We start from the raw sequence: 15,465 nt of genomic DNA on the forward strand, positions 1-15,465 counted from the left end.
TCTATGTCGTCTAAATCAAAGTCGTCACTTTCCTCAACTAATGAATCATTTGCAGTATCAACTGCTGCCTCATCAATTAAGCTATCTATGTCGTCTAAATCAAAGTCGTCACTTTCCTCAACTAAAGAGTCATTCTCAGTATCAACCGCAGTCTCATAAATAAAGCTATCTATGTCGTCTAAATCAAAGTCGTCACTTTCCTCAACTAATGAATCATTTGCAGTATCAACTGCTGCTTCATCAATTAAGCTATCTATATCGTCTAAATCAAAGTCGTCACTTTCCTCAACTAATGAGTCATCTGCAGTATCAACTGCAGCCTCATCAATTAAGCTATCTATGTCGTCTAAATCAAAGTCGTCGCTTTCTTCTAGAAGTTCATCTTCGTCGAGTAACTCTGCATCAAGTGAGTCATCTACCACATCACTTTTTGGGTCATTCGCCTCATCAATTAAGCTATCTATATCGTCTAAATCAAAGTCGTCGCTTGTATCAAGTTCAGCTGAAGTGTTATTTGAGGTATCTAATTCTGTTGATGTTTGATCTAATAATTCATCTATATCAAAATTATCTTCATCTGCAAGCTCTTCACTTAAAGCCGCCATTTCATCATGAGATTCTAAGCTGTCATCCTCTAAAGCTTCGCTTGTTTGCGGTGCATCAAACTCAGGTAGACTATCGTCTTCATCAAACAAGCTATCTAAATCGTCATTAGTTAGGATTTCATCATTGTTAATTGAGTCATCAGATAAGTCTAAATCTATATCTTCAGCGTTTTCATCTGAAGGTTGATCAAACCCTTGCTGCATAAAAATATCGAGCTCATCATCGTCATCGGTATTTTCATCATCAAAAACAATGTCATCGCTTAGCAAGCTTTCGAGCTCATCCTGATCAAGTAAATTTTCGTCGCCAGAAAAATCATCTAAGCCGTCGTCTAAATCATCATTAGGCAACATATCACTTTCGAGACTATCATCTAATTGAACACTCAAGTCATCTAAAGGGTCAGGTACAATTGGATCGTCATTTAAGCTTGGGCCTAAATCATCATCGCCAGTATAAGTTGGGGTTTGTGGTAAAAAGTCATCATCGTTTTGCGGCTCTTCTTGATTACTTGCTCGTTTGCGTAAAAACATAACGATTGCAAAAATAATCAGTAACCCAGGAATAAACATTAACAAGCCCAGTACTATGGGGTTTGAAAATAATGAGCTAAAATCAAATGACTCTTTTGGTATTACTTCTTGTTTTTTTTGTTGGGCAATAATCTCGTTTTGTTTAACGATGAGTTCTTTTAACTGATTTTGAATTTCGCTGTCTTGTCCTAATTGCAAACGTAAGTTTTCGAGCTCTTTAGATATTCCTGATAACTGTTTTTTAAGATTATTATTTTCAACTAAAATCTCTTCTACATTACTAACTGAGCTTTTAAACTGTTGTTGTAACTCAACAAGCTTAGTACCTTGCTCTGTTTTTATTTCATTTAATTCTTTCTGTATCTCTTTTTTAGCATCGTCTACATCAATTTTACGCGCTTGAGTTACTTTTGTTTGCGCTGAGTTAATTTCGCTTTGTGTAAGCGTGCCATTTTTTTTCTTTTCCCATAATGCATCATCTTGCTCAGAGCGTTGCTTTGCGAGCTGCGTATTTACAGCTTTTATTTCGGCTAAGGTAGGGATTTTTAAATAGGCACCATTTTGAATGTGGTTAAGATTTTGTTCTAAAAATGAATCGGGATTTTTGTTATACAAAGCCTGCATAACTTGATAAATACTGACAGAATTGTCTGGGCGCACTTTAGCTGCTATACGCCAAAGCGTATCAGTTGGTTTAATTGGCCCAATTGATCGCCCTTGCGCACCATAGTCAACGCCTTTAGGCCCCTTTAATTGGGTACTGTCCTGAGAGTAAACTGGCGTTACTATCAATGCAGACGCTAATATAATAAGTGTAGCTAAACCGCGCATGCTGATCCTTTAATATTTAAATATTAATAAAACACCTAAAACTTAAGTGCATAAATATTGTTTATTATTGCTATTATCAGCCAAATGACTGACTCGCATTTATTATTACAATCTATTTTTATTGCAAGCTCTATTCCAATTACAAACTATAAACCAGTTAGAGCGTAATATCCATCGCAACACCTTGAAAATAAATGCCTTAAAACATCTTTATAAATATTAATTTATTGAGCGTTATCAATCAGTTTTTGTATTTTTAAAATTAAACGGCAAAAATTTGACAAGCCATATAAACAAAAAGCGGCAAACAACTACTGTTTACCGCTTCAAAAGCATGTTTAGCGCAATTAACTATTACATGTAATTGGCAATAAGCTCTTCTGCAATTTGAATGCTATTAGTTGCAGCACCTTTACGAGTGTTGTCACTTACAACCCACATGTTTAATCCATGAGGATGAGAAATATCAGCACGTAATCGACCTATATACACAGTATCGTTACCACTAGCGTCAGACACTGCTGTTGGGTAGTCACCTTCATCATCAATTAGCTCGACACCAGGCGCGTCTTTTAAAAGTTGTTTAACGTGTTCAAAGTCATAAGGCATGCGCGTTTCAATATTAATTGATTCTGAGTGCCCAAAAAATACGGGAACACGTACACACGTTGGGTTCACTGCAATAGTGGTATCACCCAAAATTTTATGAGTTTCGTTTACCATTTTCATTTCTTCGCGCGTATAGCCATTATCTTCAAAGCTATCAATTTGAGGAATAACGTTAAATGCAATTTGCTTTGGAAATACTTTATTATCCATAGGGCGTGCATTCATCAAATTAGCTGTTTGCTTTGCAAGTTCATCAACCGCGTCTTTACCTGCACCCGATACAGCTTGGTAAGTAGATACATTAATACGGTCTATTCCGTAAGCATCATAAATTGGTTTAAGTGCTAACATCATCTGAATAGTTGAACAGTTAGGGTTAGCAATAATATTACGATTTCTAAAATCAGCTAGGCTTGAAGCATTAACTTCTGGCACCACGAGTGGTATTTCAAAATCATTTCTAAAGTGCGATGTATTATCGATTACAATACAGCCGGCTTCAGCAGCAATAGGAGCATATTTTTCAGATACACTGCCACCAGCAGAAAACAAACCTATATGCGCTTGGCTAAAGTCAAAGCCTTCAACGTCAAGTACTTCAATGGTCTCACCACGAAACTTTATATCTTCACCTGCGCTGCGGCTGCTAGCAAGTAAAAAAAGCTGATCAACAGGAAACTTACGATCTGCTAGCGTTTCAATGATTTGACGGCCTACTAAACCAGTAGCGCCAAGTACGGCAACGTTATATTTTTGCGACATATTTCTTCCTCTATAAACGACATTAAAACAACATCGTTAGTTAAATAATTATTCAGCTATGCTAAAGCCAAGCTGGCTAAGTGCTGCTAGTTGTGGGCTATCACCTTGTAGAAATAAGGTGCTAAATTCTCGCCTTATTGGATAGTTTTTACGTAAACTATCGAAGCCGTCGCTCTCTAGACGACGAAGTAATATTCCGTCATCGCGGCGAACGTCATAAATTAAATGCACTAAACGGGCAATATCTTGCTCATTAAGGCTTTGCGTAACAGTTGCATTTGTAACGGCTGGTATTGGTAAAAAATCATCCAACGATTTAATCGCCTCAACACCTTTGAGCTGACACAGTTTTTGATACAACATTTGTGTACCACGAGCTTTCCCCTCAAGTGTATGCCCTGCAATGTGCACACTAGCGTAACGAACATGCTCTAGTAATTCAGTTAAAATATTGGGTTCTTTCTCCCATACATCAAGTACTAAATCTAAATCAGCCCCAGCTTCCATTACCTCAAGTAATGCTTGGTTATCAATTACATCGCCACGGCTTGCATTAATTAGCGTGGTTCCTGGCTTAAGTGCCTTTAAACGCTCTTTACCCATCATGTGCAGTGTTTTATGCTCGCCACTTTTAACAAGGGGAACGTGAAAAGTAACAACATCTGACTGCGCTAATAACTCATCAAGCGCTACATGCTCTTGTAATAAGCCTTGTTCGTGCTTAATCGGATCGCACAGCAGTACAACTACGTTTAATGCTTTTAATTTTTGCGCCAAACATGTACCAATGTTGCCCATCCCTACAATACCAATTGTTTGACCACACAATGGACGCGCATTTTCTTGGCTTAATGCAAATAAGCTACTAATTACATATTCAGCTACAGCAACAGCATTACAACCAGGTGCACTTGTAAAAGCAATATTTCTATCATGCAGTAATTGCGTATCAATATGGTCAATGCCGATTGTGGCAGTACCTACAAAGCTCAACTTGTTAGCTTGTACCAAAAGTTCATGATTAACATTTGTCACCGAACGAGTAAGAAGAACATCTACATCTATTAATTGTTCAGGCGTTAATTTACGACCATCAAAACGCTCAACCTCACCAAAGTCTGCAAAGTACTGCTCAACTAAAGGCATATTTTGATCGGCAAGAATTTTCATTACAGAGTCCGTTTGGCAATTAAGAGGCGCCATTGTAGCGAACAACCTAGCCTTTACACAAACTAAAAAGGCGCATTTTAGTTAATACAAACACTCAAAAATGGGGATGTGGATTGTTTTAAACCAGCAATTTAAATTAGGAATTTAAACGATGCGAATAATAACTTTACTATTGAATACACAAAGGCCGAATCACAGCATGATTCGGCCTTTATTATGCAAAATAAACTTCAATTACATTATATTTTATTTACTTGATTTTAGTTTATAGCTCAAAATCTTTTTTGAATTTCAAACCAAATTCACTTCGATCATTACTGCGCATTACGCCAACAAAACCTGATTGTTGAAGACGACCAACGTCGTAAACTTCGTTTAGAACGTTTTCACCATACAGTGTAACTTCCATATCGCCATATGGATTAGTGTAGGAAATATTAAAACCAACTAGTTCACGAGAGTCAATTGTCTCACTTTGGTTATAAACTGATTGCCCTTGCATTTCGCTTCGGTACGAATAGTTAGCATTAAATGCAAGTGTTGCGCCGCTCTCTAAATCCATAAAGTAAGAAGGTGCAACCATGACAGTCCAGCGTGGTGTTAGTGCTGGTGAATCGCCTTTACCTATACCTTGTACACCCTCAGCCACTTCTGTTATTTCAGAATCTAAATAACCAACTGCACTGCGAATAGTAAAGTCATCAGTAATAGCGACGGTTGTTTCAAGCTCAATACCTTGTGCTTTAGACTGACCCGCATTTTCTACAATTGTTACGAAACCGCCACCTGCTGTTGGGTCTGAAAACGGTAATGCTAAATCAGTGTAATCAGTCACAAATACCGCAAGCATCATAGATACATTTTCGTGTACTTGGCCTTTTAGACCCATTTCGTAGTTAATCGCTTTCGTTTCGTCAAATGATACAAACTGGTCTGGTCCACCAAATGGGCGCGGTGGAAAACCACCTGTTTGGTAGCCTTTTTGAATCTGGCCATACACATTCATATTATTGCTAAGCTGATAAGATGCATTTACATCCCACGTAACTGCATCAAAATCTGCACTTACATACTTACGAGTAGGAAATGATGGGAATATAGCATTTGCATCTTTTTCATCTTTTGAATAACGAAGACCACCACCTACCGTTAAATCGTCAGTTAAATCGTAGCTTGCATTAAAGTAGGCTGCGTAAGAATTAGTTTCTTGGTTAATTTCAAAATCGCCGTAACCACCAAATGATTCTGTTACTCCGTCATTCAATAAGCCATTGGGTGTATTAAATGGGCTGAATACAAATGGGCCTGAACGTGTAAAGCCATCTTCATTAAAAAAGTAAAGGCCTGACACAAAGTCCATATTATCAAATGTTGCATTTAGTTGAATTTCAAACGAGTACTGATCAGCTCCGCCCTCTTCTGGAAACTCAGATAAGTTTAAAGGTGATGCATCGTCATCTAGGCCACCTTCATACTCAGATGTACGGTAGCTTGAGATAAACTTAGTAGTATAAGTATCGTTAATTGCCCAATCAGCCGAGAACGATGTGCCCCAACCTGAGTAAGAAGTTGATTCAATACCTGCAACGGTTGTACCTAAATCATCAGGGTCTGATGGAATTAAATCTTGAGTCAATAATGGGAAGTCGCCATTAAACACATCGTTTGCATCTAGCGGGTCAGTTAATTCAATTGTGTAAGGCGATTGACCTGACTCGTTATCAACTCCATCTAAAGCAAAAGTGAATGCTAAATCGCTGTTCGCTTGCCATTTAAGGGCTACACGACCACTGAATTCCTCTTCCTCACCAATTTCTTTCTCTGGATTTGCTAAATTAACAGCTTCACCAACACCATCACGTGTTTTGTAAGATGCACTCGCAGACATGCTTAGTTCATCGCTTAGTGAGTTATTAAAATAAACATCACCAGCAATACGTCCACGACTTCCCAGCTTAGCTGAAGTAGTTACAATACCTTCATCACCAGGTTGCTTTGTAATTACATTTACAGCGCCACCTAATGTATTACGACCATATAAAGTACCTTGTGGACCACGAAGCACTTCAACACGCTCAACATTAGGTAATGATAAATTAGAACCCATTTGACGACCTAAATAAACGCCATCTAAGTATACGCCTACACCTGGATCAGTAGTTATTATGTGATCTTGCAGACCAATACCACGAATGAACACAGACGCATGTGCTGCATTACCAACACCGTAACGGGTGATGTTTAAGTTTGGAACATATTTACCAATATCTTCAAGATTACTCATATTGGCTTTATCAATTAAGTTCGCCCCAATTGATGTGATAGCGGTTGGAGATTCAAATAAGCTCTCTGTACGTTTACGAGCTGTGACTTCGATTTTTTCAAACGCGTCTTGTTTTGCGGTTGTTTTAGCTTCTTCAGCATTTACTGAAGTAGATAGTGCAGCGACAATTGCTAGGCTTAACTGTGAGAGTGTGCGTAGTTTCAAAATATTCTCCAAAGGATACCGTGTGATTTTTGTTATGCTTTTATATTGATAATATAAATTTTAGGCATAAAAAAAGACGCTAAATAGCATCTTTCCTCTGGACAGGTATTATATGACATTATTGTGAATAAATGTATAAATTATTTAAATAAATTCATAGAAAATGACAGTAATTTAAGCATTGTTAGCTTTAGATGAATTATCATAAATAAACCCCTCTAATATTTACCTCACTAATGAACTGTTTTAAAACAAAAAATCTCATAAATACTACTTTAAAGAGCGCATAAAACATACTCATACATGTACTTTAGTGTATAAAAAAAGAGCTAAAACACATTCAGGTATCATTGAAATTAACTAAAAATAAGAATATAGTGCTAAAATGTAGTCTATGGATAGAATATTATGAATATTGAAAATACAGCCAATAAAAGCCCCACATGCTTCACCAGCCCAAATTACACATCACTTTTTTGTGTTGCAGCTGACTTCAACGTCCTACTTGTTAATTATCAAGCTTTAAATGTCATTATCAACCATGTACTTATAAATCAGTTTATGCTAAAAAACGGTCATCAAGGTCTCGTTATTTTTGACGTGCCCAAAGACGGTGATGTTTTGGCATTAAAAGAGTGGCCTAATTTAAAAGGTTTGTTTTATGAAGGCACTGACGAAGTACTACTGCAGCAAGGATTAGAAGCAATAGAACAAGGAAAACTTTGGTTTCCACGTGCGGTAACTGATGGTTGGATGAGACAAATGCTAGCGAGTGAACAACAAACTGCGCTGCAATCAAATAACTTAACCTGCAAAGAAATGAAAGTATTAAACTTGTTATTTTCTGGCTTACATTCAAGCGCAATTGCAGACACTTTATTTACCAGTGAAGCTACAGTTCGTGTACATTTACACAAGGTGTATCAAAAAATCGCTGTAAAAAACAAGCAACAAGCATTGCTTTGGTGTCAAAAAAACTTAAATAAGATCAATAGTTAAAACCGATTAAGCAAACTTGATAATAGCTATTGTAATTACCAGCAACATTCGTTCTAACTCCTTAACCAAAGAACGTAAAAAGAAAATTTAGTTATAATATTCCCGCCATTTTAAAAAGCCTTATTAACTAGATTTAAAGTTTATTCTAATAAAATCATACTATTCTGCTTTTAATACATACATAAAATATATATGTTACAAAATTAAAAAGCCGTTACTAAATTTATTTTTATTAACTCCCTAAATTTATTAGATAAAAAACACTATCACTTCTATAATCCTATTGAAATCAACATCTAAATAACAAATAGGAAATACATATGAAAAAGCTATCTGTAGCAGTAGCTGTATGTGCTGTACTTGCATCTAGCTATGCAAGCGCTGAAGTACGTATTAATGGTTTTGCATCTATCGTAGGTGGTAAAAGCCTAGACAGTGATCAAACCTTATACGGATATGACGACGATATCTCATTTAAAAATGAGAGTGTATTTGCATTACAATTATCTGCCGATCTTCAGGAAAAGCTCAGCGCAACAGCGCAAATTGTGGCTCGCGGCGAGAATGATTTTGATGCCGATTTTGAGTGGGCGTATTTAACTTATGAGTTTAGTGATGAATTACAACTCAGCGCTGGTAAAATGCGTGCGCCATTTTACAAATACTCTGACTTTCTAGATGTAGGTTACACTTATCGCTGGGTTCGCCCTCCTCAATCGGTTTATAATTTACCATTTTCTACTTACGAAGGGTTGAGCTTACTATATACCTCACAAATCGGTGATTGGGACTCAAGTCTTCAAGTCATATATGGTAGCTTTGAAGATAATATCGCAGTAGTGTCGGTCAATGGCGAAACTGAGCTTAATGATATCGCTGGTCTTAACTGGTCACTTAGTTACGATTGGTTTAGCGCACGTGTTGCCTATTTTGTAGCAGAGACCACCATTGACATTGAAAATGATACTGATGCAGGTATCGCCCTTAATGGCCTAGAGGCAACTCTTCGCAGCTCGGGTTTCACAGATCAAGCTGATAGCATTGCTGTAAATGAAGACGATGGGGCATTTTTCGCACTTGGCTTTTCAATTGACTACAACAATATTTTATTTGATGCAGAGTATACTCAGTTTGAAGTCGATAACAGCGCTTTAGCTGAGCAAACTCAATACTATACCTCTCTAGGCTATCGTATGGATGAGTGGCTTGTTCACGTTACCTATGAAAACAACGACGATAAACACGATAACAACCGTTATGATTCACTTACAGCTGTGCCGCAATTAAATGCAGGTATAAATTCAGCATTAGAAGGCTCTAAAGCAAAAAGTAATGTTTACACAATTGGCGCACGTTATGACTTCCACCCTTCAGCTGCATTTAAAATTGACTTTAGTCGATTTGATGATGACATCACTGACACTGAAACGGATATAGTCGCCGTTGGTGTTGATTTAGTATTTTAATTGGAGCGGAATATGAAAAAATTAATCCTAGCTAGTGCGCTTTCATTATGTTCTTTCGGTGCTTTGGCTGAAGTTGCAGTAATTGTAAATCCTGGTAATGCAAATGCACTTGATGCAGAGACTATTAAGAAAATTTACTTAGGAAAGGCCAAGTCGTTTGATAACGGCAATAAGGTCAACCCAGCAACTCAAAACGGTACCGCTATTGCTGATGAATTCAATTCTAAAGTGGTAGGTAAATCGAGCAGCCAATTAAATGCCTATTGGTCAAAACTTGTTTTTACAGGTAAAGGAACACCGCCTGAAAAGTTTGATTCAGATCAAGCTGTCATTGACTTTGTTGCCGCTAATGGTGATTCAATCGGCTATATAGATAGCAGTAAAGCAACTGACAAAGTTAAAGTGATTGCTACCTTTTAATTGCTATTATTAAATTAAAAAAACCACCTAATCGGTGGTTTTTTTATAACTTAACTTTAATAACAATTCGCTCGATTAAGTAAGATATTTTGAGGGAGAAAAACTGTTCAATAGAAATTTTAACACAGCTAGCGTCTGATCTGCCCTCTCAAATTGAATAAGCATTACTTCGAATTGATTTAGCTACGTTACTCAATTTTAAATTTAGCCGTGGCATCTAATAGGTTATCTGAAAGGTAATGAAGGTTTTTAGCTACATCCCTCACAGCCGTTAGCGAGTCCATTGTATCTTCAAATGATACGTGCATATTTGTCACGTTTTCTACAACCATAGCAGCAACTGATGTTTGCTCTTCTGTGGCAGCAGCAATTTGTGAGTTCATTCCATTTATTTCTAACATTTGCTCTGCAATTTTCTCTATAGAAATACCCGTTTTTTCTGCTGCAGTTGCATTATCTGTAGCCATATCTCTTGCAGTCGTCATTGCAGTAACTGATTCGTTAGCCGCTTCAGTTAAAGTAGTCAACAGCTCTCGAATCTCATTTGTAGAGTGAGCAGTTCGCGATGCAAGCTCTCTAACTTCATCAGCAACAACAGCAAAGCCTCGGCCATGCTCACCAGCACGGGCAGCCTCAATGGCAGCATTAAGTGCAAGTAAATTTGTTTGCTCCGCTATTGATGTAATAACATTTAATATTTGCGACACATTTTTTGTATCGTCTGCTAATTTATTGATAGTTGTAGCAGCGTGATTAATCTCATCACTTAACGTACGAGAAGCGGTTACTGATGTTTGTACTTGAGTTCGACTTTGCTCAACTTCTTTCTCAGCCGTTTGCGCTGCATGAGAAGCACTTGCAGCTGATTGAGAGATATCTCCTACACTCTGTTTCATCTCTTCCATCGATTGCTTTACAATCTCAGCATCAGTGGTTTGTTTAGTCGTTGCACGCTCCGCTTGTTCCATCCCCTGCACTAAGCGAGTAGAGTTTTCCATTAACGGTTCGCAAACCGCGATAATTTCTAACACCGTTTTTTTCAATATGCCAATAAAAGAGTTGAAGTTTATAGATACTTGGCCTATTTCATCTTCAGAGTTAACTGTCAATTTAGTGCTTAGCGAGCCTTTACCGCTTGCTAATAAGCTTAAATTATTTGCCGCATCACTTGCCGAAGAAGCAATTCGCTTAGCTATCCAAATAGCCATAAAGAGTAATAAAAGAAGCGATACAATAGAAACAGCTAACATTAACGTAAGGGCGTAATCAGAGCGGTCCTTTGTGCTTGCAACAAGTTCAAAAAAACGATCGTCAGCTTTGACTTGTGCTGCCTTAAACTTTTCTAGGACATCGTTATAAAGCGCTGTTTTCCTCTGTGCTTGTTGTTGAATTTTACTAAAATCTGCTGTTCCATTTACCATGCCATTTGCGATAGTCGCTGATATTTTTTCGTAATTTGCGAGCTGCTCTTTAGTGTCACTGTGAATGTAAGAGGCATTTATTTTTTCTATCGCAATAATATTCAACTCAAGTTGCTTGTATGTGTCAGATGCTTTCTCGACTAAATCTTGCTCACCAAATGTTACGGCTTGGGTGTAAAGTTCGTCCAGCTTCTCTAAAATGCCAACATTAGCAGATGTTAACTTAACAACTTTATAGGATGATTTTTCCATTTCATCAAGTGCAATTCTATTATCATTCATAGCAAAATAGTTGATCAGAACAATCACTAAAAATGCAACGACAGCAATACTCGTAATCGCATGTATTTTTTTACTTATGCTGAGATTTTGAAAAGTGAAGCCTGAAGCCATTGTGGATACCTTATTTTATTGTCTAAATCTATTATCGGCTTATTACTCATAAGTGTTAACTAAATTTGTAAAATTTCTAGTTTTTTTACAAATAATTCAAAATTCTACATAACTAATTGCCCTTTAAAAAAAGAAAGTACAAATAACATTCAATTTAAATCGCAGGCACAAAAAAACCAGTAACATTTCTGTTACTGGTTTCTAAATTTGGTGCGGATGGGGGGACTTGAACCCCCACGCCCGAAAGCACCACCCCCTCAAGGTGGCGTGTCTACCAATTCCACCACATCCGCATTTTTAAGCTTTCGCTTATTTGTTAAACATATGATTTATTTGAGGAGTATAAATCGTTTAACGATAGCATTACGCTAAATTAGTTCGGTACGTCAGAGCTTTGCTCTTTCGTAGATGTTACCGGAACATCTTCTTCAACAGGAACTACAGTTTCCACTGCAGGAGCTGCTTCTAGGTTTTCCCACTCGTCAGTCTTTTTAATTTGACCTGCAGTTAGGTTACCTAGCACAATGCTTAAAACAAAAAATACTGTTGCTAAGCTTGTGGTTGTTTTTGTCATAAAGTTACCAGCACCTGACGAACCAAAAACCGTGCCTGATGCACCAGCGCCAAATGAAGAACCCATATCTGCGCCTTTACCTTGTTGAATTAAAACCATTCCAACTAGAGCTAAAGCCACAACTAAATAAACTACTAATAAAATTTCGTACATCTTATACAGTCCCTTTTGCACTGTTACAGATTGCAGAAAAAGATTCTGCTTTTAGACTTGCGCCGCCAATTAAGCCGCCATCTATATCTGTTTGTGCAAATAATAATTCGCTATTTTTTTCATTAACGCTACCACCATATAAGATGGAAAGCCCTTGTGCTAAAGTGCTATCAAGTGCAGCAATTTTATCACGGATAAATTTATGAACAGTTTGTGCCTGCTCTGGCGATGCAGTCTTACCTGTGCCTATGGCCCAAACGGGCTCGTATGCTATCACAGAATCTTTCAGTGCTGCTACACCTAATTTTTCAATTACTGCATCAATTTGTGCAGCAACTACTTGTTCGGTTTGACCGTTTTCTTGCTCACTTTCACTTTCGCCGACACATAAAATTGGTGTTAACCCAACTTCTTGTGCTCTAGCAAACTTTTCAGCGACAGTTTCATTACTTTCGTTATAAATACTGCGGCGTTCAGAATGACCAACGAGTACGTAAGTTGCACCTAAATCTTTTAGAAGCTGTCCGTCTACTTCTCCGGTAAACGCACCAGGTGTATTTTCAGAAACAGTTTGAGCGCCTGTAGAAACACCACTAGCTATCATCGCTGGTACAAGTGGGAATGGAGGAAATAAAACAATGTCCATCTCTTGTGATTTTACATCGTTAATAGCATCAGACATTTGTTTAACTAGCTCTAACGAACCATTCATTTTCCAGTTGCCTGCGACCATCGCCTTGCGTATTGCCATTTTCCACTCCACATTAGAAAGCGGGCGAGATATTAACTTTTCTCGCCCAAAGTTACAAGAGGTTATTGTTATTAATCAGTCTGTTTGCTCATAGATTCTACAACAGCTGCAATTTTTTGAGCGCTGTCTATTACAATTTTTTCTTGCTCGGCTTCAACCATAACACGAACAACAGGTTCTGTGCCTGATTTGCGCAGTAAAACTCGGCCTTTGTCGCCTAAAGCAAGCTCAACTTCTGCTACAGCTGAAAGTACCTCTGGCGCTTTTGTCGGATCTGTTCCAGCGGTATAGCGCACGTTAATCATTTTCATTGGATATTTAGTAAAACCAGCACCCAAATCTTGTAGTGTACGGTTTTGTGCAACCATAGCTGCAAGTACTTGCAAACTTGATATAATGCCATCACCCGTGCTAATTAAATCTAAATTTAATACATGGCCTGAGCTTTCACCGCCAATTTTCCAGCCTTTTTGCTGTAGTAATTCCATTACATAGCGGTCACCCACTTTACTGCGAGCAAACTCGATACCTTTTGCTTTTAAAGCATTTTCAAGACCCATGTTAGACATTACAGTGCCAACAACACCTCCACCCAACATATCATCTTCGGCAGCTTGGCAAGCAATAATATAAACTAAATCGTCACCATCAAATACACGACCATTATGATCAACCATCATTACACGATCGCCATCCCCATCGTATGCAATACCTACGTCAGCTTTAAATTCAAGCACTTTGCGTTTAAGGGTATCTACATGAGTAGCGCCACATTCATGATTTATATTAACGCCATTAGGCTCGCATGCATGTGTTATAACTTCAGCGCCAAGTTCGCGCATGACAGAAGGAGCTATATGGTATGTAGCGCCATTTGCGCAATCGACAACAATTTTAAGCCCTTCTAAAGATAACCCTTGGGGGAACTGGCTCTTACAAAACTCTATATAACGGCCGTCTGCACTAACTAAACGCGAAGCTTTACCTAATTTATCTGAAGCAACACATGTCATTTGCTCATCAAGCATCGCTTCAATTTGAAGCTCTACTTCATCGTCAAGCTTTAGACCCTGCCCATTGAAAAACTTAATACCGTTATCGTAATAAGGGTTATGTGAGGCACTAATTACTATACCTGCCTCTGCACGAAATGTTTGCGCTAAATACGCAACTGCAGGTGTCGGCATTGGACCCAGTAATACAACATCAATACCAGCGGCAATTAAACCAGCCTCAAGTGCAGTTTCAAGCATGTAGCCAGAAATACGCGTATCTTTACCTATAATGACTTTTTTAGTACCACTTTGAGATAATACGCGCCCTGCAGCCCAACCCAACTTCATTGCAAACTCAGGGTTAATAGGTGGCGTTCCTACTAGACCACGTACGCCATCAGTACCAAAATATTTTCTTTCTTTCATTATGCAATTCCTTTCTCGCAGGCTTGATATACACCAAGTACGTCTGCGGTTTCTTTAACGTCATGTACACGAATAATTTTTGCGCCATTTTGCGCCGCGATTAACGCACCCGCTAAGCTGCCCGCTAATCGCTCATTTGTTTCTCTATTTAATAGATTACCTATCATCGACTTACGAGATAATCCGGCCAATAATGGCAAACCTAACTTGTTAAAATCATCAAACTTAGCCAATATTTGATAGTTATGGCTAAGTGTTTTTCCAAATCCAAAACCAGGGTCTAGAATAAGTCGCTCAAACTTAATCCCTGCTGTTTCACATGCTTTAATACGTTCACTAAAAAACATATTTATATCTGCAAACAGATTGTCGTAATGAGGTGCGCACTGCATGCTGCGGGGTTGCCCTTGCATATGCATTAAACAAATTGCTACATCTTCATACTGCGCAACCGTTTCTAAGGCGTTTATTTCTTGTAGAGCTCTTACATCATTGACTATATCTGCCCCAGCGAGTATTGCTTGCTCCATTACTTGTGCTTTACTGGTATCAATTGAAATAACGCAATCACTGTACTCACGTATCGCTTTAATAGCAGGAATTACTCGGGCTAGTTCATCTTTCAAACTCACATCTGGCGCGCCGGGGCGGGTAGACTCTCCCCCAATGTCTAAAATTTGCGCACCATCCCCTAACAATTGCATTGCGCGCTTTAGCGCTATTTTGGGGTCTAAAAACTGCCCGCCGTCAGAAAATGAGTCTGGCGTTACATTCAATATTCCCATAATAACAGGCTTTTCAATATTGAGCGTACGTCCTCTGGGAAGCTTTAATATATTAGTCATTGCCAACCTTTATTCTTTTTCTA

At 38.2% G+C, this 15,465-nt stretch carries 12 protein-coding genes and 1 tRNA gene; 3 read left to right on the top strand and 10 right to left on the bottom strand.

The genetic code is table 11. The annotated features are described in order from the left end of the window. The 4 genes from H5161_RS13580 to H5161_RS13595 all read right to left on the bottom strand — a co-directional run. Window positions 1-1,970: FimV/HubP family polar landmark protein (locus H5161_RS13580; RefSeq protein WP_310737016.1), on the bottom strand; the 1,970-nt coding region annotated here is incomplete at its 3' end. 354 nt (window positions 1,971-2,324) lie between these two features. Next, window positions 2,325-3,341 carry an aspartate-semialdehyde dehydrogenase gene (locus H5161_RS13585; RefSeq protein WP_024594855.1) on the bottom strand — a complete coding sequence of 339 codons (1,017 nt, stop codon included), beginning with the start codon at window positions 3,339-3,341 and terminating at the stop codon, window positions 2,325-2,327. 48 nt (window positions 3,342-3,389) lie between these two features. Then, on the bottom strand, window positions 3,390-4,511 hold the full coding sequence (locus tag H5161_RS13590; RefSeq protein ID WP_182769515.1) for a 4-phosphoerythronate dehydrogenase: 1,122 nt from the start codon (window positions 4,509-4,511) through the stop codon (window positions 3,390-3,392). A gap of 265 nt (window positions 4,512-4,776) precedes the next feature. Then, the gene (locus tag H5161_RS13595) at window positions 4,777-6,999 is read right to left on the bottom strand and encodes a TonB-dependent receptor (protein ID WP_182769516.1); all 2,223 of its coding nucleotides are present in this window, start codon (window positions 6,997-6,999) and stop codon (window positions 4,777-4,779) included. Window positions 7,000-7,407: 408 nt separating this feature from the next. On the opposite strand from H5161_RS13595, the gene H5161_RS13600 reads away from it, so the two are divergent. The 3 genes from H5161_RS13600 to H5161_RS13610 all read left to right on the top strand — a co-directional run bounded on the left by H5161_RS13600 (window position 7,408) and on the right by H5161_RS13610 (window position 9,884). After that, window positions 7,408-7,998, top strand: a complete 591-nt coding sequence (locus H5161_RS13600; protein WP_182769517.1) for a LuxR C-terminal-related transcriptional regulator — start codon at window positions 7,408-7,410, stop codon at window positions 7,996-7,998. 320 nt (window positions 7,999-8,318) lie between these two features. Continuing rightward, window positions 8,319-9,464: a porin gene (locus H5161_RS13605; RefSeq protein ID WP_182672337.1), complete on the top strand. Its 1,146-nt coding sequence runs from the start codon at window positions 8,319-8,321 to the stop codon at window positions 9,462-9,464. 12 nt (window positions 9,465-9,476) lie between these two features. Continuing rightward, entirely contained in the window at window positions 9,477-9,884 is a 408-nt protein-coding gene (locus H5161_RS13610; RefSeq protein ID WP_002962772.1) for a hypothetical protein, read from the top strand. Between the two features lie 188 nt (window positions 9,885-10,072). Here the strand turns inward: H5161_RS13610 and H5161_RS13615 are convergent, their stop codons facing one another. The 6 genes from H5161_RS13615 to folP all read right to left on the bottom strand — a co-directional run bounded on the left by H5161_RS13615 (window position 10,073) and on the right by folP (window position 15,442). Continuing rightward, window positions 10,073-11,698 (bottom strand): methyl-accepting chemotaxis protein, encoded by a 1,626-nt coding sequence (locus H5161_RS13615; protein WP_182769518.1) that lies wholly within the window; start codon window positions 11,696-11,698, stop codon window positions 10,073-10,075. A 208-nt stretch (window positions 11,699-11,906) separates the two neighbouring features. Continuing rightward, window positions 11,907-11,991: transfer RNA gene (locus H5161_RS13620), tRNA-Leu, on the bottom strand. Window positions 11,992-12,071: 80 nt separating this feature from the next. Continuing rightward, a complete protein-coding gene (secG, locus tag H5161_RS13625; protein WP_002962769.1) occupies window positions 12,072-12,425 on the bottom strand; it encodes a preprotein translocase subunit SecG in 354 nt (117 codons plus the stop codon). Window position 12,426: 1 nt separating this feature from the next. Then, window positions 12,427-13,176, bottom strand: coding sequence for a triose-phosphate isomerase (gene tpiA, locus H5161_RS13630; protein WP_002962767.1), 750 nt, complete (start codon window positions 13,174-13,176; stop codon window positions 12,427-12,429). 71 nt (window positions 13,177-13,247) lie between these two features. Then, window positions 13,248-14,597: a phosphoglucosamine mutase gene (gene glmM, locus H5161_RS13635; RefSeq protein WP_002962765.1), complete on the bottom strand. Its 1,350-nt coding sequence runs from the start codon at window positions 14,595-14,597 to the stop codon at window positions 13,248-13,250. Then, a complete protein-coding gene (gene folP, locus H5161_RS13640; protein ID WP_154903580.1) occupies window positions 14,597-15,442 on the bottom strand; it encodes a dihydropteroate synthase in 846 nt (281 codons plus the stop codon). The genes glmM and folP overlap by 1 nt, the downstream gene beginning before the upstream one ends. Window positions 15,443-15,465: the final 23 nt, after the last annotated feature.

Source organism: Pseudoalteromonas sp. SG43-5, from assembly GCF_014164345.1.
GTDB classification, from domain to species: Bacteria; Pseudomonadota; Gammaproteobacteria; order Enterobacterales; family Alteromonadaceae; genus Pseudoalteromonas; species Pseudoalteromonas distincta.